The following is a 19,004-nucleotide window of genomic DNA, read 5'->3' on the forward strand; positions in this document are numbered from 1 at the left end:
ACTTCGGGCTGATCGGGTTGTCACAGTTTTTGCAATACTTACTTCAGAATAAGAAAATCCATTTTGCATATAATTTAAGCACTCCTTAGCACTCGCACTTAAAACATATTGCAAACGCACACAAGAGCAAGCTATTCCGTTTAATTGTTACTGCATTAGAATAATTTTGTTATTAAACACCACTCACCAAAAACGACCTATTTGAATTTCTGTAGTAATTCAAGTTTTAGGAGCGGCTAAGTATCCAAAGAGCGCAGCGGTCTGGATACGATAGCGGATAAAATGCTAGAATTCCAGGAAATTAAAATAAGTCTTGATTTTTTGGTTCGTTTTGCATCAAGGCAAAATGAACATATAAATACAGAACTCACTTCATACCTTGCCCTTGCCTTTCCCACCGCATAAATCCGTTTATAAAAAAGTAGTCAAAAACTCCGCCAACCCTGCGTGTGCCACGTAGTTGTTGCACGCACTTTTGCTGAAAAAGCAACGTGCTCTTGCCCCAACACCCTTCGTTCAGCTCGCTCGGCGGCTCGCCTAAATGCTACCGCATTTGTCGTGCGATTACCTGCAATACGAACCTTAAGTTTTTTTAAAGTGACTTTTTAAAAATTAAGCTACTTTAAAATTTTCCCGACCTATTTGAATTTCTGTAGTAATTCAAGTTTTAGTAACGGCTAAGCATCCAAAGAACGCAGTGGTCTGGATGCGATAGTGAATAAAACGATAGGATTCAAAGAAATTAAAATCAGTCTTGATTTTTTGGTTCGTTTTGCATCAAGGCAAAATGAACATCTAGTAAAAAATAAAAAAGATAGCAAAAATAGGTTGTTCCCTTCGCCAGCCCCTCAACGCCTTTCAAGGTCAAGCCCTACGGGTTTTGAAAAAAATCTCCACCCTAAATTTTCTTCCAATTATAATCATACATAAATAAAACTGCATACTGTAAACTGCAACTGTAAACGGTATACGAATACGGGTAGTATTTTTCTCAAAAACCTTGACAGGCTATCCCACACAACCAATAACATTACTGTCTTTTTTCTTTCTCTTCCGAAAAAATTACGTGCGCAGGGCTGAGCGTAAAAAAGTGTCCTGTGGACGCTTTTAGCGATAGAGCCAGATGGCGCTTGGCCAATAATTTTAATTCCGGAACTATGTCAAATTTTGAAATCAAAACCCACCAAAGCGGTAGAGCCTATAGGACTGAACGTAAAGAAATAGTCCAGTGGACTATTTTAGTGAAAGTGCCAGATGGCGCTTGGTGTAATATAGCAGAATCTATGAACCAGCCTTGCCCCAACTGTTTTGTAATTACAGCAGCTTCAGAACCTGCTCGTGAGTCTTTGTATTACTTGTGTTTATCGCTTAAAACTGGTCGTTATTTTGAGTACTATTTAAAAGGAAGTGTTATTCCATTTATCTGTATTTCAGATGCTAAAAAAGTAATCCATAAAGCACTCCAAAATAACCAGGAGCAACAATGGCAAATCAAAGTAGAGAAACTCAAAAAAATCAATGCTTTTGAAGAAAACCTTAAGCAGCAACTTTCAACAATCAAGCAATTAAAAATTGCATTGCTGAGGTCTTAAAAATCAACCATAAAAAGCCTGGCTTCCAGCTAGGCTTTTTATCAAAAACCAATAAAATGAAAATCATTATCGCAGGAAGTCGAACCTTTACCGACTACAAAAAACTATTTGAAGTATGCGACCTGTTTCTCCAGGATCAAACCGTTATTGAAATTGTATCTGGAGCTTATAACAAAGGAGCCGACAAACTCGGTGAAAAATATGCAGCTAAAAAAGGATTTCAACTCACAAAATTCCCTGCTGACTGGAAAAGATACAAACGAGCTGCAGGTCCAAAACGCAACCAACAAATGGCAAATTATGCTGACGCATTAATTGCCTTTTGGGATGGTAAAAGTAGAGGTACTAAAAATATGTTAAACCTAGCGAAACAAGCCCAATTGAAAATAAAGGTTATTTATTTCTAGGCTTATTAATATCATAAAAAATGATGCTCACTTGTCATTGAAATTACACGCAATAAAAATATCTAAATCAGTTTATTTTTCTGAAACTAAGTAATTTCATAGAAAATAATGATTTGCCTTGCAAACTGTAAGGGAAGCCCTTACTTAAATATCAAACACTGTTTTCATATTTGTAGTGTATTTATTTTTCTAAAATTAAGTATAAAATTTATAATAAGAATCTAACAATTTTTTATGAGAAAGCATTTTTGTAAGCTGTTTTTAATAGTAGTTTTTTTAGGGGTTCCTTTTAAGAGTATATGCCAAAGTAATATAGATCAAATTATTGGAACTTGGGTTTTTAATTATGAGTCTTCTATTGAGTTAATGGATACTAAAGCCAAAAATCATTATGCAAAAATGGGTGCTGCACGTCAAGAAAAGGTGAAGCAAGCATACCGCAATCGTAAAATCACCTTTGAGGAGAATGGTAATTTTATTCAAGAGTTCGAAGATGGACGAATCGTAACGGGTACCTGGCTGATAAACAAAAATAAAGGTATTGAAATTACAAGTCCTAAGGGTAGTGTTATGGGTTTTAAAATCAAAGAGTTGACTGTGAATGTTTTACAAATTTCACGTATAAAAACAGCAGACAATAGAATGAATATGCTCATCGAGAACTGGTATTTAGCAAGAGATTAACATAAAATTTAAAAAATATCAATAATGAAGATTTCGATAAATTTGAACTTTTATAAGTTAGTAGTTGGTCTATTTATTTTCTTTGTACTACCAGAGAATTTATATGCTCAATATAGTATCACTGGACCAACTACCGTTAATTTAGGAGAAACTAAAACGTATTCTTTTGGTGATGACACATATGGATATCCTCCTTATGGGGATTTATATTATTATGATTGGTATTCAGACGAAGGTCTTTTTACAGCTACGGATGACACATATTATGGTGATTATGAAATTCCGATTGTTAGCGTTGAGTGGACAGTTCCTGCTACTTCGACCTACATATATGTAGATGTTTATGACGACTATTTTAATGACTATTGGTACACTGATATAGAAGTTGAGGTAATAGGTTCTTTACCTGATGACCCAGGGGATCCAACCGCACCAAACAATGTTTGTAATCCAGTACTAACCCGAAGTGCCACACCTCAAAATGGAGATGTATGGTATTGGCAAGGAAAGGATCCTTATGGAACAAGTATTACTAAAGGTTCAGGTGCAACATACATTCCTAATCAAGGCAGTGGTACTTATTATATCCGTGCAAAAAGTACAGGTGGTCATTGGAGTGAGAATTCAGGTTCAGTTGATGTAACAATTATTTCTCCAACTTTATGGTATACAGATATAGATAACGATGGTTATGGGGATCCAGCAAGTACTCCAATTTCAAATTGTACAAAACCTTCTGGTCGGGTATCAAATAATTTTGATCAATGCCCAACAGTTGCTGGTAACCTTTTTAATAATGGTTGTCCTGGAGATGGGGACTTAGGTTCAAGCGATAAAAACTATGTGCATACAATTACACCTTTAATACCTGTAAGTGATATTTCACAAATTACAAATAATAATGATAAAATAGAAAGTGTTTCTTATTTTGATGGACTAGGTAGAGTGATACAAAATGTGAGTATTCGTTCTGGTGGGCAAAATCAAGATATCAAGTCGCCGTTGGTTTATGACGAGTTTGGTAGGCAAGCAATTACCTATTTACCACATGCAACTGTAACAAGCAGTACATTGGCATACACCAATAATTCAACGCTCATAGGTGATTTAAACACCTATTATGTATCTAAACATGCAACCCAATTAAATAGCAGCTCACCAAACGCCTATACCGAAAAGAGTTTTGATGCAAGTCCACTAAGCAGAGTTTTAGAAACTGGAACACCAGGTGAAGATTGGAAAGTAAACATTGCAAGCGATACTGATCATACTACAAAATATGAGTATAATACAAATAGTACAAATGAAGTTTATAAGATCGACTATTCTGGAGCAGGGCAATCCCTCTCAATTGCTTCTTACTATGTCGAAGGAACTCTTTTAAAGAATAGTGTTAAAAATGAGAATTGGACTACTGCTGATGGTAAAATAAATACCAAAGAAGTGTTTACAGATAAGAGCGGTAAAAAGATTGCAGAATTCAGTTACATCCTAGAAAGTACTGTGCTTAAAACATTAAAAACGTATTACGTCTATGATGATACCGGGAATATGGTGTATGTATTAACACCTAAAATATTCTCAATTATTAGTGGAACTACTATTTCTGTAACAAATTTAAATGATTTAGCGTTCCAATATGTATATGACACTTACAATCGACAAATTGAACAAAGGGCGCCTGGAAAGGAACCAGAATATATGGTCTATGATCAATTAGACAGACCAATATTAACCCAAGACAAGAACTTAAAGGATGATGGAAAGTGGCTATTTACCAAATACGATGCCTTCGGCCGGGCTGTTTATAGTGGCTTATTTTCAAGTGCTTCAACAAGAGCTACCTTGCAAACAGCAGCAGATAGTTATATAAGTGCAAATACTACCAATTTATCTAATATTGAAGCCAGAACTACAACTACTACAACGGTTGGCGGTATTAGCATTAATTATTCAAACAATGCGTATCCTACTACTGGGTTAGAAGTGTTAACGGTGAATTATTTCGACGATTATACTTTTACAGATTCAGATAAACCAATCATACCTACCACTATTTTAGGACAGAATGTTACAACAAGAACAAAAGGATTTTCAACGGCTTCTTGGACCAAAACATTGGGAGCAGCTTCTTGGGGTAAAATTTATTCATTTTACGATGAGCAAGGAGGACTCATTAAAGTCTATGAAAAAAATTACTTGGGAGGCTATACAGACAATCAGAGTAAATTAGATTTTAGAGGAAAGATTGAAAGTTCAACTACTACACATAAGCGTTTAAGTAGTAGTACCCAATTAACCATTCAAGATCGTTTTGAATACGATCATCAAGAACGTCCATTAGAACATTTTCAAACGGTGAATAGCAATCCAGAACAACGCATTGCTAAAAACACCTTTAATGAATTAGGGGTTTTGGTTAAAAAAGAGATTGGGGGTACCAGTGGTGTCGCATTACAATCGATAGATTATACCTTTGATATCCGAGGGTCTCTAAAAGGGATAAACGACGTTGATAATATAGGGACAGACCTATTTGCATTTGAATTAAATTATGAATCGGGAGAAGGAACCAACTATACCGCTGCCATGCAACAATACAATGGCAACATATCACAAATGGTATGGAAATCGGCACACAACAATACCAAAAAATCATACCTCTATACGTATGATGATTTAAATAGATTTTCAAAAGCACAATACGGTGAAGGAACTAGTTTAACCACTAATTGGAATAAGTTCGAAGTAATAGTTAATGGCTATGATTACAATGGAAATATTTCGGGGCTAAAACGTCGTAAGACAAGTACTAGTTTTATTGATGATCTTACTTATTATTATGATACGGGCAACGGCAACCAATTAATGAAAATTGAAGATGCTTCAACAAGTGAAGGGTTTATAAATGGAAATACCAACAGTAACGATTATGCTTACGACGATAATGGTAATTTAACAAAAGATCTAAACAAAAATATCTCTTTAATAGAGTACAACCATTTAGATTTGGTAACGAAGGTTAACTTTATAAATGGTGCACACATCGATTTTTTATACGATGCTTCGGGTGCTAAATTGCAAATGAAGTATGTAAACGGTGGAAATTCGACTACCACTGATTATATAGGCGGATTCCAATATGTAAACAACACTTTGCAATTCTTTCCAACTCCTGAAGGCTATGTTGATTATGACGGTGGAAATTACACCTATGTATACAGTTTAAAAGACCATTTAGGGAACAATCGGGTAAGTTTTAAAGATGGGGATAAAAATAACAGTGTAAATAGTAGTGATATTCTTTCCAATACCGATTATTACCCAATGGGGCTTGCACATAGTGGGGAGTTTATACTAAACTCTAACTACAATTTTAAATTTCAAGGCAAAGAACAACTATTAGCCAATGGTTATAATATGTACGACTTTGGAAGCCGTATGTATGACGGCTCTGTAGGGCGTTGGTTTAATGTAGATCCACAAAACCAATTCGGTAGCCCGTATGTTGCTATGGGGAATATTTGGGTGATAGGTGGGGACCCTAATGGAGAATGGTTTGGAATTGACGACGTTGTTGCAGGTGCAATAGGTGCAGCAGGAAATGTTATCGGGCAGGCCATGGCAGGTAACATAAATAGTTGGAAAGATGGTTTTGCATATGCATGTATAGGTTTTGTTGCGGGTCTCACAGCAACTTATACGGGAGGTATGGGAACAGCGGCAATATTATCTGCAGGTAATAGTGCTTATGGCCAATATGATAATACTGGACGAGTTGACATACTTAAGGTAGGGGAGGCTGCATTTATAGGTGCAGCTTCTGCTGGTATTGCTGCTCCAATAGCTGGAGCTATTAGTTCTCAAATGTCAACGGTGTTTTCAGGTGTTAAAAACACCTTAGTACAACAAATGATTATACAATCAACTACCCAAGCTGGGACTGGTTTTACACTAAGTACAAGTTTTTCATTGTTGCAAGGTGAAAGTTTGGAGAATTCGTTAAAAGCAGGTACAAATGCTGCAGCATCTGGTTTTGTGTCGGGAGCAGTAACAGCTTTTGGAAATCATGTCGCTGCTAATAATAAGTCGGCTAGAGAAGCAAAATTGGCAGCGTTAGCAGAAGATGCTTCCGAAATCAAATTGAATTCCTATGATGCAAGAAATGGAGGTCATTTACAGTCTAAACATGGAGCATCAACGACTAATTTTGATCAAATGCAGAGAGCGAATTCTGGTATTAATCCTGGAGAAAGTATTGTTAAAAATAAAGCAGATGCTTCAAGATTTTATTCTAGTAGTGATGCTTTGGAGTTGTCATTAAAAGCGCAAGTAAAATATAGAGCTATTTTACTTGATAAACCTCATTTGAGTGGAAGTTTGGAAATTAAAGTTATATCACCTAAAATTATTGGAGGAGGTTATTTAAAGAATTCTTTTAATTTTACCCAAACGAATACGGCTATATTTAAATTTGATGTTTCTGGAAATTATTATACTGGTTATCCGTTGTTAAGAATAAATAAATAAATAAATAAATAAATAAATAAATAAATAAATAAATAAAAAAAATATACTTATAATGAAAAAAAATATTGTGAATAAGTATTTCATTACTCATATGTTAAATGCAATTTCTTTTTATGATCTAGATGATTGTATTAAGGTCTTTTCAAATTTAGAAGTGAATAATGAAAGTGAAGTCAAAAAAGTTATTCGTTATCGAATTTTATTAAATTATTTGATAATGCCCAAAGCATTTAAAGAAATTTTTAGAAATTCCTTAATATATTATTTAAATGTTGATAACCAAGATGATTTTATATCAATTTATGAATCCGCTAATCCTGCTTTTGAATTACCGGAAAACCCAAAGGATTTTTTTATATGGCTTTGGGAGGAAATTTATTGTAACGAAGATTATTTAACAATAGACTTAATAAATTATATTGAAATTAATGATGGATCAGAGTTAGATAAAATGTTTCCTTATGTGAACTTTTTTTAAGTATTAGCATAAATTATAACAAAATCAACTAAAATTATTTAACTTTTTTATAATCAATAATATAGTGAAAATTCAATTGAAAGAAAATCAGAAAGGTAAGAATCTAATTCACAGTAAGCATTATACGGTTATTAGCATGGAATTTATATCACATATAAATAAGCCTTTATCTATATTTATGAGGATAGTGAGTGAGGATGGTATACCAGCATTGTATAATAAAAATATTTTCAAAATAATTAATTCTAAAATTGGAAATGATTATGTGTATAAAGAAAACAGTGAAGAATCATTTGAATTAGTTCCTGAAATAATGAGTTATAAAGGTTTTTGGGATAATTTTTTTGACGTTGAAGAAAAAGCGATAAATATCTTTAAAGAGAGATTTCCAGAATACAAAAATAAATTATTTTATAAATAATATAATTTTAATGAATGAGATAGTAGGAGAAATTATAGAGAGTAAAAAAAACATTGGGACAAATCTAATTTTGAAAAGTATATAGGAGATTACAATCTCTAGTTGGAAAAACTAAGAAATATTTCGAGAGAATAATTGCAACCTTCTGTAGATGAGATGATGTCAGATCCCAAACTAAAAAAGTTAAACGCTTTTGAATTAATTGGTTAATCACATTTATAACAGTAGATAATTTTTAATATTATATAACACTTAAAATGAAAAATATAATAGCATTTTTTTTATTGGCAATTACCATAAATATCCAAGCTCAAGAAGCAATTGATATTGGTACGCCTGCAGAAACACCTTTTCAATTGGGAGCTGATATTCAGGGTTCTATTGGGAATTCGGTAAATGAAGTAACAGGTAAAGTTACATTTTCAACTCCATTGACTTCAATTGCCGCTGGTTCGGTTTCTCATGGAGTTGGCTTAACCTACAACGGACAAGCAGCCTTTAAAAATGGACAAGAAACCAATAAATACAACCCTACCAGCGTGGTAGGTGTAGGTTGGTCTCTGGGTTTCCCAAAAATTGTGGTAGATAACAAAAATACCGGTACCAGAGATGATGATGTGTTCTATTTATCAAATGGTGCTACCAACACCAAGTTAATTTGTATCGATAGGGGAACTACAACAAATGGCAGTGTTTGGGAGTTTCAAGCAGAAAAATATGCCCCTTGGAAAATTAGTTTTTATTTCCATACTTCTTGGGGTGATTATTGGAAAATAGTAGATGAAACCGGTTTAACCTATTATTATGGCAATCCCTCTGTGAATGAAGCCAGAGACCATATGGTGCGTTATGGGAACTGGATAGGAAGTTCTAAACAATATGGTGCAACTGGGCAACAAACCATCCAATGGAATTTGTATAAAATGGAAGACCAATGGGCGAATAATTTAGTGTTTGAATATGAGGTGGTATCACAAACCATGTCTGGCTATGCACAAACAGAAGCCTCCTACCTTAAAAAGGTGATTTCCTCTACAGGAGCAAGTATTCAGTTAACCTATGGAAATAAAAATATTTTTGAATATTACGAACCACATCAAGAAATTTCAGAACCTGATGCCTACCAAGAACGCTACGAAAAGAAATATTTACAAAGTGTATCAAGCTATAACAATGCAAATGAATTGGTTGCTACTCAAGCTTTAGGTTATACAATTAATGGTGGTAATTTAAATATGAAACGCTACTTAACAAGTATAACAAAAACTACCTATAACATTGGGTTAAGTGAAACGTTTCCTGCCCAAGAATTTGATTATCATTATATCGATAACTTTAAGGGTGGTCTAAAAAAAATAACCTACCCAACGGGTGGTTCTGTTACCTATAATTATTCAAACAAGTTACTTTTCAATAATACCTATAATTTATTTGATACAACGCTTGCTACGCCTTCTGGCTATACATACTATAGTACTTTTGTTAGTGATAATTACAACTTGCAAATTTTTAGAACTACAAATGCAATTAGCGGGAGTAATTATAGGTTTAAGATATACCGGGTATGGTGGAATGGAGAAAAATGGAAGCATCATGAATTTACGTTTCCACATTTATTGAACATTGATACTTCAAATGTTAACAATCATTTAAAAGATTTGGATATAGTTTTAAAAGAAGACTTTTATGGTTTTGCCTATGATAAGGGGACCACGGCTGATGTGTATCTATTTCATTTAAATAAGGATGGAAGGACTTGGCATGAATATTCAACAAGCAGAACTATCGGGAGTGAAAATTCTAGTTTTGTAGCTGGGAATGATTTTGCTGCGTTGCAATCTCACCGAGGAGGTGAATTGTATACATTTGTTTGGAATGGTTCCTATTGGAATAATAAAACCATCAATCAAGGTGCAGGGCAGTATTACATTGCTGCAACTAATAATTATATCATTTCATTAGATGAAGATGGCGGTTATGATATGGGAACCACTACAAGTTATTCTGATAATTATTATATGCACTATTTAGATGCTGAAAAAAAATGGCAAACAAAGTTATGGTCAGTAGCAGTAGATCCTTACATTGCAAGTATCGAGGATCCAAGTTACTTTTATCCAGACAACTCAATTATTGGGTTTATGGCCGATGACAATCCAGAATTATTTTTACGTTGGGATACCAATTATAATTTAACAAATGTAGACAATGTGCTTGGAGGTTATAGTGATACAGAGCCAATGGCTCCAATTGCGAATGGCATGTTTACTATTTATAACTCATGGTATAAATACCCTAGAAAATCTGCTCGATTTAATGGAGTTAATTGGAGTGTAAGTGCATTGCCTTCATCGGGTTCTTATTATGCAAAACCTGAATTTGGTGAAGATCTTTTAATGTTTCAAGGCCACTCAAGTATTTCTGGTGTGGGGTATCACGAGTATGATCCTAATTTTAATTCTTGGGCCTATTACTCATTATATACATATCCTTGGTATATGGGGCTTTCACGATTATCTGCAATAAATAGAGAATTTGTTGTGGCAGGTAATTATTTTTATAAAAAATCCAATCAAGGGATTCCAACGCTGCCCTATATTCAAATTGGGAGCCTGCAATATGATAATGAGTATTCAAAGTCAAATGGTTTAAGCCATACTTTTGTTAAGCAGGCAGTTTATGTTGATAATGGAGGATCGGCAACAACTACCCTTAAAGATGGTGTTTTATTTTATATTAATAAAAAGACGGGGTTGCTCGAGAGCACTAATTTGGGATCTAAATCTCGTTTAAAATCGGAGAGTTACAGAATTGGTGGTGTTGAACCTTTTTTTTCTCCTAAAGCAGTTTGGTTACAATTAGATAATAATTCAACAGTTAGGTATTTATATCGAATAATAGATGATCAAATAAATAACAATATTTATGATATTGTAGTAAATCATATAGATATTAATGATGATAATGGAACGCAACGAAAAGTACAATATACTTTTAACAATCCTAAATCAACCCCTGATAACAGTGCAACATTTTATGGAGAAGTTATTATAGAAAACAAAGGTGTAGGGGTTGGAAATATTGGTAAAGTTGTCAAAATATTTAATGATGGGTCAGATGATTTACGAATGGTAGGTTTGCCTTTAGAGATCCAAACTATTGATGCGAACAATGCATTGGTTAAAAAAACAAATTTAACATGGAAATTAACTACAAAATCGGCATATAATGGGTCTAATTATGTTGATCAAAGTTATTATATAAGACAATCTGCTAACAAAGAAGAATTGTATTTTAATAATAGCCCCAATGTAACTTCACAAACAACAAATATATACAATAGCAATGGCTTCAAAACGTCTTCAACTAGTACAAACAGTAAGGGTAAATCAGTAGTAGAGAACATTTCATACGCCGCCGATCAATACAATTACAGTTTTGTAAAGGATAAAAATATGTTGGTTTTTCCATATCAAACAACTTTAAAAATCAATAACCAATACGTAAGTGTTGAACAATCAAAATGGATCAACGATGGTGGAAAAGCGTATATCAATGAAAATTGGTCAGGAGCTTCAACAAGTTTGTTAAGATTAAATAGTCAAATTTCAAAGGTAGAGTCTACCACAGGCAATGTGTTAGAAAGCAACAATGGCAAAGGAATTTACAATTCGGTATTATTTGGGTATAATAACTTGTATGAAGTTGCAACAATCTCTAACGCAACGTATCAAGAGGTAATAGATGAATTAGATGTTAGCTATTTACAGTTACAAGGCCTAAGCACGGCTAATTTGAAAGTAGAGTTATTAAAATTATATGATAGACTTCCAAATGCAGGCATTAGTTTGTCTTTTTATGATAATAATGGTAGAGTTACAAGTAGTATTAATGGAAGAAAAGAAGAATCTTTTGTCTATTACGATACAGGAGGTAGGTTAGATCATATAAGTGATAGTCAAAGTAATATTCTTGAGAAAAGGATATACAAATTTAATGGTCAAGAAGAAATAGTTATATTACCAACATACAGTATCAGCAAAACAACAAATGGAAATGGAGTGGTTACTTTAAGTTCCACCTCTGTAGGCGATGGAGGCAGTGTTTCTGTAACAATAACGCCAAATTCAGGTTATGAAATAACTTCTATTAAAGTAAATGGGTTGCCTCAGACCATAAATACTTTTTTCAGTATTAATAATATTACCAGTAATACTGTAATTGATGTGGAATTTTCACTAATAACTGCTACAGCATTCACAGTATCACCTGTAAGTTTAATTTTTGAACAAATAGATGGGAATAAAACTATTACAGTCACTGCTTCTGGTTCCTGGACAGTATCAACACCACAGACTTGGCTAATTATTACTGGTACTAGTGGTAGTGGTAATGGGACATTTACAATACGTCCCTTAAAAAATTTTACAGGACCGGATAGAAGTGGTAACGTAACTGTCATTAATGGCATTGAGTCACAAACAATCTCGGTAACCCAACTTTTTGGAGGACCTGACATGTAAAAAAATTAATAATCAATAATTTTATGAGTAGTATCTCACAAAGTGTATAACTTAAAAAAGTTATTCTGAAATATTTTATAAGTTTTTCGTATTTGTTATTATAAAAATAGGTATCTGGTAAGGTACCTATTTTTCAATTTTTATTAGAAAATAGCTTCCTCAATAAACAAGAAACTATAAAACTATTCATTGCTCCAATAATAACCATTACAAAAGTAAATAGCATATCATTGAGCCCAAAATTAAAAATGGTTGAAAATACGGTACAACCAACCACTCCAGAATCAAACTGAAATTGAAATCGTAAGCGGTGCTTACTATAAAGGTGCCGATAAACTAGGTGAACAATACGCAGCTGAAAAAGGATTCCATATAAAACAATTCTCTGCTGACTGGAAAAGATACAAACGAGCTGCAGGATCAAAACGCAACCAACAAATGGCAAATTATGCTGAAGCATTAATTGCCTTCTGGGATGGTAAAAGCAGAGGTACTAAAAATATGATTGAAGTAGCAAAAAGCTATAACTTGAAGATAATTGTTACAGCTTTTTATTAAAGTTTGCTCTGAGTTAAATATATAAATGATATCAAATGTTAATAGTTCTTTTTATTTCAAAAATAATATTTAAACAAATAGAATAACTGTCCCAAATATTTACTAAATTTGGGACATAAATAAATGAAGAATGGCTGCGTCAGTCCAAAATAAAATAGTAAACAAGATAAAATCAATGAAAAGAGGGTGCATTGTATTTCCCTCTACATTTGAGGATATTGGCAATGTTGAAATTGTAAAAAAATCATTATTAAGACTTGAAAATAAAAAATTCTTAATAAGGTTGGCTCATGGTATTTATTTATATCCAAAACAAGATAAATTATTGGGGGATTTGCATCCATCTATCGAGGAGATTGCAAATGCAATTGCAGAAAGGGATAAGGCTAGAATTATCCCAACAGGAATAACAGCTCTCAATAAGTTAGGGTTATCAACTCAAATCCCGATGAACATTGTTTTTTTAACTGATGGAGCGCCAAGAAGTATAGTCGTAGGAAAAAGGATAATAAAATTTAAAAAAACCACGCCTAAAAATTTAGCAACAAAGGGAGAGATTACAAGTTTAATTATTCAAGCACTTAAGGAAATTGGTAAAGACAATGTTACAAATGAGCAACTAGAAAAAATTAAAATACATTTGGGGCGTGAAAAAAAAGAAATTATAGAACATGATGCAAAACTAACATCAGCTTGGATATCAAAATTATTGAAAGGTAATTAGTATGGAGAACTTTATAAAACTTAGTAAAAAAGACAAGATAAACATCTTCAATCAAACCAGCGAGCGTTCTGGATTACCTTCTTCAGCGGTTGAAAAAGATTGGTGGGTAACTTTGTCTTTAAATATTATATTCTCACTCCCATATTCAAACTACATCGTTTTTAAAGGAGGAACATCTTTGAGCAAGGCATGGAATTTAATAGATCGTTTTTCAGAAGATATTGACTTGGTAATTGACAGAAAATATTTAGGTTTTGAAGGGGGATTAAGTAAAACACAAGTTCAAAAATTACGAAAAGCTTCTTGTTCATTTATTGGAGAAGAATTTTATAAAGACATCAATAATGAACTTACCGAACTTGGAATTCAAGATTATGAATTAATTGTTCAAGAAACAAAAAATACGGATACAGACCCTTTAATTATTGAATTGCGATACGAATCTTTAACTGAGCAATCTAATTATTTAAGACCACGAGTATTAATAGAGGTTGGAGCAAGGTCATTAATGGAACCTGTGGAAAGTAAAGCAATTATTTCAATAGTATCAAAAGAATTTCAGAAACTTCCATTTGCTGAAACAGAAATTATGATACCTGTTGTTTCACCTAAGCGAACCTTTTTGGAGAAGATATTCCTATTGCATGAAGAATTTCAAAAGGACACTAAGTTTATCAGAGTAGAAAGAATGAGTCGTCATTTTTATGATTTGGAAAAACTAATGGACACAATCCACGGAAAAGGCGCTTTGAAAGATATTGAATTATACAATATAATTGTAGAACACAGAAAGAATTTCAACGCTATAAGAGGAATTGATTACGAAAAACACAATCCAAAATCAATCAATATTATACCGCCAATAGAAACACTAAAAGATTGGGAAAAAGACTATAAAACTATGCAAGAAAGTATGTTTTATGGGACTACTTTATCTTTTAGCAGATTAATGGAACGCATAGCTGAATTAAACGCTAGAATTAAAATAATGTAATGATGGAAGAAAAAAAAATTAGGGAAGAATTAGAAAGAACCTTAGCCAATGATTCTAGCAATTATAGTAAAATTCTAGAATTATCTTCAAAATTAGCAAGTTTTGACCAAGAAAATGTACGCTTTTCCGTTGATGCAGGAGTTATTGATAGATTAGGGACTGAGTTAGTAGCTAGACAGGAAACTGCAGTTTCTGAGCTCGTAAAAAATTCATATGATGCAGATGCTATAAAAGTAACTTTAAAGTTTGAAAACTCAGATTCCATTGGAGGAACACTTTACATTTATGATGATGGGCTTGGAATGACAAAAGAACAGTTAGTGAATGGCTTTATGAGAATATCTTCTACAGATAAATTACGCAACCCACTTTCTGAACGATATAATCGAAAACGAGCTGGGCAAAAAGGTATAGGGAGATTCGCGGTACAGCGTTTAGGTGAAAAACTAACCATCACAACTCAAACATTAAAAGATGATTTTGCACTTGTTTTAACTATTGATTGGAACAAATATCAAGGAGATATAGATTTATCAAATATTACAAATAAAATAATTACTGTTCCTAAAAGAAAAGATGAAGGAACAACTTTAAAAATTGAAGGTTTAAAAGATAAATGGACACAGGCTGCTATAAAGCGTATTTACAGGTATGTTAGTGCAATTATTCAACCTTTTCCTCTTTCTAAAAGTGAAGAAGAAATAGAAATAAAGGAGAAAGATGAAATATCAACTATAGATCCTGGATTTAAAACAGTTTTCAAGAAACTAGATAATAATAAATCAATAATAATTGCTGATGAGTCAAGCATGATATACGATCACGCATTAGCGGAGATTGAAGGTTGGATTGATGATAATGGGCTTGGGATATATTCAATAATTAGTAAGCAATTAAAGATTGAAGAGTATGGTGAAATAGGTAGTGATCCAGATAATATGACTGCACCTTTTTCTAAACTGAGAAAAATAAGGTTTAAAGCTTACTATTATATATATAACTCAGGATTAATTCCAAAAATGCATGAAACTAGTATAAAAAAATTAGCTCGTGAATATGGAGGAATAAGATTATATAGAAATGGTTTTAGGGTTTTACCATATGGTGAACGTAAAGATGATTGGTTAAAATTAGATGCTTCTATAAGGCAGCGTTCAATTTTACCCGTTCATGGTAATATTAACTTTTTTGGTTTCGTTGAATTAATAGATACAAAAAAAGTATTTAATGAAACTTCTAGTAGAGAAGGATTAATAGAAAATGAAGCTTTAATTCAATTACAAAATTTTCTCTACAGAACTTTGATTACTGGTGTTATAAAGGTCGCAGAAATAAGAAATATAAAAATTGTATCAGGTCAAAAAAAAGAAGGTAATATTTACGAAAAAATTGAAGTAAGAATAAAAGATATAGCGCATACACTTGAAGCTTTAGATCTTGAATTAGAAAAAGAAGAAGGAAATATTCAAGTTAAAAGAAAAAGGCGAAAGAAAATTCAAAAACTTAAAAAGGATATAGAAAAAATTGCTGAATTACAAAAAGAAGAAACAAGTAAAATGTTAAAAGAAAAATCAATGCTACGTGTTTTAAGTAGTGTAGGTATAACTATTGGGCAATTTATACACGAAGTACGAGATTATGTGAGTAGTATGGAATCTGATGTGAAATTTCTTTTAGAAAAATTACGTTCTGATACTGTTTTAACTGAAAGGCTTTTAATTTTAGATAAAAACATTACAACCTTTAAAAGCTATACCTCTTATTTTGACAATGTAATTTCTCAAAATGTAGTAAGAGAATTAAGGCCTATTGAAATTCAAAATGTGGTTGAAAATTTCTGGAAATCAATACACAATGATGCAATAAAAAGTGATATTGAATTTAGTTTACCAATAAGAAATGGTTCTTATTTATATACTAGACCTATGCATCCATCTGAGTGGTCTTCTATTCTTTTTAATTTTTATACAAACGCAAAAAAAGCAATAAAAAGAACGGGAAAATCAGGAGAAATAAAAATAGAATGTGGCTTAGAGGATAATAATATGTTTTTAGAGTTTTCAGATACAGGAGATGGAATTTCTAAAGAAAATGAAGAAAAAATATTCGAAGAATTCTTTACAACTACTTCTCCAAATGCTTTAGAAGAAATAGACGAAAGCAACGAAATAACAGGAACAGGATTAGGTCTAAAAATAGTAAAAGATATTGTGACTAGTTACAGAGGGTGTATTCAAGTAGTATCACCAAAAGAAAATTTTAATACTTGTATTAGAATAGAAATACCTAAAGCAGCAGATAAAGAATTAGATGATTATGGCTTATAAAATATTATATATAGATGACTTAGAAACAAAAAGTCGTGAAAAAGATATTGAAAATTTAGGATACGAAGTTAAACTTTATAATCCCACATCCGATATATCAGATTTATTCAAGGAATTAGATGCTAAAACAAAGGCTTGTGTTTTAGACTATAGGTTAACTAAAGGTGAAAATAATGCTTGTTTTGACGCACCTACCATTGCTCAAACTCTTAGAACGAAACACAAAAATGACTTAAAAGATTTTCCTTTGATTTTAATGTCGAATGAGGGTATTAAAGTAAAAGAGTTTGATAAGGATTTAACTAGTCAGGATTTATTTGATTTTGTCTTAACCAAGCAAGAGTTTTCAAATGACAAATCTAATTTTAAGAAAAAGTTAGATTCTTTTGTTAAATCATATGAAATCATCATTCAACATAAATTTGATTTAAATAAGATTATTGCATTTGATGAAAATTTCACATTACACTCTAGAATAAAATCTGATGCACTTACAATAAATAAAAATCTATTTTCATTGAGTAGTTTTATTTATTATGATGTTGTTAGGCCAATAGGTATTCTGATTGGCGAAGATGTTCTTTCTGCAAGGCTTGGGGTGTCAAAAGAATCTGAAGATTGGAATAAGCTTTTAGAAATAATTAACTCATCTATCTATGCAGGTGCTTTTTCAGACTACTTAAAAAGGTGGTGGATGGATAAAATCAATAAATGGTGGAGTGAAACAATAAGTTCGGAAGTATCATTAAGAAGATTGAATGCAGATGAAAGGGTGGAATTGTTAAAATCAAAATTAGGCTTAAAAAACTTAACACCGTTAACTAAAACAAAGCATTCACTTAGTTCTAACTTTTGGACAATTTGCAAAGACTCCAGAGAACCATTAGACCCATTTGATGGAATTGAATTAATAAAGGATTATTTGCCTTGGCAAGAAAAAGAGTATTTATCTATAGAATCAGCTTTAGCTGGTAAAATGGATGAATATAAAAATCAAATAAGTGAAATTGATAAAAAAGCTGTTCGAGAACTAGTTAAAAAGGAAAGAGCGAATGGATAGTTGGAGTTTAAGAAATTTAAGACAAGATCTAAGTAAATTCTTAGAGCTAGTCAGTGAATATCAAATAGGAGATTTTAATTCGTTATATAATTTTCAAGGAAAAATAGATTCCTTAAATTCATTCGAATATGAAATTAAGGATATTGTTTTTAATTTAAATAAGAGAATTTCTGGCACAATGCCCGAAACTTTAAATAAATATAAAATATCTTTGGATAATACCATTTCTCTGAATCAAAAGGATTTTACAATAAATGATATTTTAGCAAAAGATTATTTATTTGAATTAAATATTGATTCTTATGCTAGTACTGTAGAAGCAGATGGTAAACCTTATAAAAACTGTTGGCATTTAGATAAACATATAGACAGTACTGAGCCGAAATATACTCACCCAACGTATCATTTCCATTTTGGAGGTGAATATTTGGAAGGTTTAGATACAGGTGAAATTTCAATTTTTTCTAGTCCGAGATTACCACATCCACCAATGGATATCTTTTTAGGTTTTCATTTTATTATCTCAAATTTTTATAGTTCAAAAGACTTTCCTTTTGTTAATGAACTAAAAGGAAAGTATGAATACCAGCAAATTATTAGACGAGCTCAAGAAAGGTTGTGGTCTCCATATTTTAAAGCTTTCGATCCAAAAAATACACATCAAGATTTTACAATGAGTAATCTTTTCCCATTGTACATAAGCTAA

The 19,004-nt window shown here is 32.3% G+C and carries 13 protein-coding genes; all 13 read left to right on the forward strand.

What is annotated here, in order from left to right:
• Positions 1 to 1,097 precede the first annotated feature (1,097 nt).
• The 13 genes from EC396_RS14265 (at position 1,098) to EC396_RS14325 (ending at position 19,004) form a co-directional block, all read left to right on the forward strand.
• On the forward strand, positions 1,098 to 1,592 hold the full coding sequence (locus EC396_RS14265) for a hypothetical protein (protein WP_129367279.1): 495 nt from the start codon (positions 1,098 to 1,100) through the stop codon (positions 1,590 to 1,592).
• Between the two features lie 56 nt (positions 1,593 to 1,648).
• Positions 1,649 to 1,999, forward strand: a complete 351-nt coding sequence (locus EC396_RS14270; protein ID WP_129367281.1) for a DUF2493 domain-containing protein — start codon at positions 1,649 to 1,651, stop codon at positions 1,997 to 1,999.
• Between the two features lie 234 nt (positions 2,000 to 2,233).
• Positions 2,234 to 2,683, forward strand: coding sequence for a lipocalin family protein (locus tag EC396_RS14275; RefSeq protein ID WP_129367283.1), 450 nt, complete (start codon positions 2,234 to 2,236; stop codon positions 2,681 to 2,683).
• A 24-nt stretch (positions 2,684 to 2,707) separates the two neighbouring features.
• On the forward strand, positions 2,708 to 7,213 hold the full coding sequence (locus tag EC396_RS14280; RefSeq protein ID WP_129367285.1) for a DUF6443 domain-containing protein: 4,506 nt from the start codon (positions 2,708 to 2,710) through the stop codon (positions 7,211 to 7,213).
• Positions 7,214 to 7,265: 52 nt separating this feature from the next.
• A complete protein-coding gene (locus EC396_RS14285) occupies positions 7,266 to 7,691 on the forward strand; it encodes a hypothetical protein (RefSeq protein WP_164975317.1) in 426 nt (141 codons plus the stop codon).
• A 76-nt stretch (positions 7,692 to 7,767) separates the two neighbouring features.
• Positions 7,768 to 8,112 (forward strand): hypothetical protein, encoded by a 345-nt coding sequence (locus tag EC396_RS14290; RefSeq protein WP_129367288.1) that lies wholly within the window; start codon positions 7,768 to 7,770, stop codon positions 8,110 to 8,112.
• 257 nt (positions 8,113 to 8,369) lie between these two features.
• Entirely contained in the window at positions 8,370 to 12,635 is a 4,266-nt protein-coding gene (locus EC396_RS14295) for a BACON domain-containing protein (protein WP_129367290.1), read from the forward strand.
• 252 nt (positions 12,636 to 12,887) lie between these two features.
• On the forward strand, positions 12,888 to 13,193 hold the full coding sequence (locus EC396_RS14300) for an SLOG family protein (protein ID WP_129367292.1): 306 nt from the start codon (positions 12,888 to 12,890) through the stop codon (positions 13,191 to 13,193).
• 130 nt (positions 13,194 to 13,323) lie between these two features.
• Positions 13,324 to 13,917 (forward strand): DUF6088 family protein, encoded by a 594-nt coding sequence (locus tag EC396_RS14305; protein WP_129367294.1) that lies wholly within the window; start codon positions 13,324 to 13,326, stop codon positions 13,915 to 13,917.
• Between the two features lies 1 nt (position 13,918).
• Positions 13,919 to 14,911 carry a nucleotidyl transferase AbiEii/AbiGii toxin family protein gene (locus EC396_RS14310; RefSeq protein WP_129367296.1) on the forward strand — a complete coding sequence of 331 codons (993 nt, stop codon included), beginning with the start codon at positions 13,919 to 13,921 and terminating at the stop codon, positions 14,909 to 14,911.
• The gene (locus EC396_RS14315) at positions 14,911 to 17,238 is read left to right on the forward strand and encodes an ATP-binding protein (RefSeq protein ID WP_129367298.1); all 2,328 of its coding nucleotides are present in this window, start codon (positions 14,911 to 14,913) and stop codon (positions 17,236 to 17,238) included. Before EC396_RS14310 ends, EC396_RS14315 begins: the two co-directional genes overlap by 1 nt.
• Positions 17,228 to 18,298 carry a hypothetical protein gene (locus tag EC396_RS14320; RefSeq protein ID WP_129367300.1) on the forward strand — a complete coding sequence of 357 codons (1,071 nt, stop codon included), beginning with the start codon at positions 17,228 to 17,230 and terminating at the stop codon, positions 18,296 to 18,298. The genes EC396_RS14315 and EC396_RS14320 overlap by 11 nt, the downstream gene beginning before the upstream one ends.
• On the forward strand, positions 18,291 to 19,004 hold the full coding sequence (locus EC396_RS14325) for a hypothetical protein (RefSeq protein WP_129367302.1): 714 nt from the start codon (positions 18,291 to 18,293) through the stop codon (positions 19,002 to 19,004). Before EC396_RS14320 ends, EC396_RS14325 begins: the two co-directional genes overlap by 8 nt.

Origin of the sequence: Lutibacter sp. HS1-25 (assembly GCF_004121075.1) — a bacterium.
GTDB lineage: Bacteria > Bacteroidota > Bacteroidia > Flavobacteriales > Flavobacteriaceae > Lutibacter.

Coding starts and splice junctions, on each gene's coding strand:
- EC396_RS14270 (WP_129367281.1), top strand. CDS start 1,649: ATGAAAATCATTATCGCAGGAAGTCGAACCTTTACCGACTACAAAAAA.
- EC396_RS14275 (WP_129367283.1), top strand. CDS start 2,234: ATGAGAAAGCATTTTTGTAAGCTGTTTTTAATAGTAGTTTTTTTAGGG.
- EC396_RS14280 (WP_129367285.1), top strand. CDS start 2,708: ATGAAGATTTCGATAAATTTGAACTTTTATAAGTTAGTAGTTGGTCTA.
- EC396_RS14285 (WP_164975317.1), top strand. CDS start 7,266: ATGAAAAAAAATATTGTGAATAAGTATTTCATTACTCATATGTTAAAT.
- EC396_RS14295 (WP_129367290.1), top strand. CDS start 8,370: ATGAAAAATATAATAGCATTTTTTTTATTGGCAATTACCATAAATATC.
- EC396_RS14305 (WP_129367294.1), top strand. CDS start 13,324: ATGGCTGCGTCAGTCCAAAATAAAATAGTAAACAAGATAAAATCAATG.
- EC396_RS14310 (WP_129367296.1), top strand. CDS start 13,919: ATGGAGAACTTTATAAAACTTAGTAAAAAAGACAAGATAAACATCTTC.
- EC396_RS14315 (WP_129367298.1), top strand. CDS start 14,911: ATGATGGAAGAAAAAAAAATTAGGGAAGAATTAGAAAGAACCTTAGCC.
- EC396_RS14320 (WP_129367300.1), top strand. CDS start 17,228: ATGGCTTATAAAATATTATATATAGATGACTTAGAAACAAAAAGTCGT.
- EC396_RS14325 (WP_129367302.1), top strand. CDS start 18,291: ATGGATAGTTGGAGTTTAAGAAATTTAAGACAAGATCTAAGTAAATTC.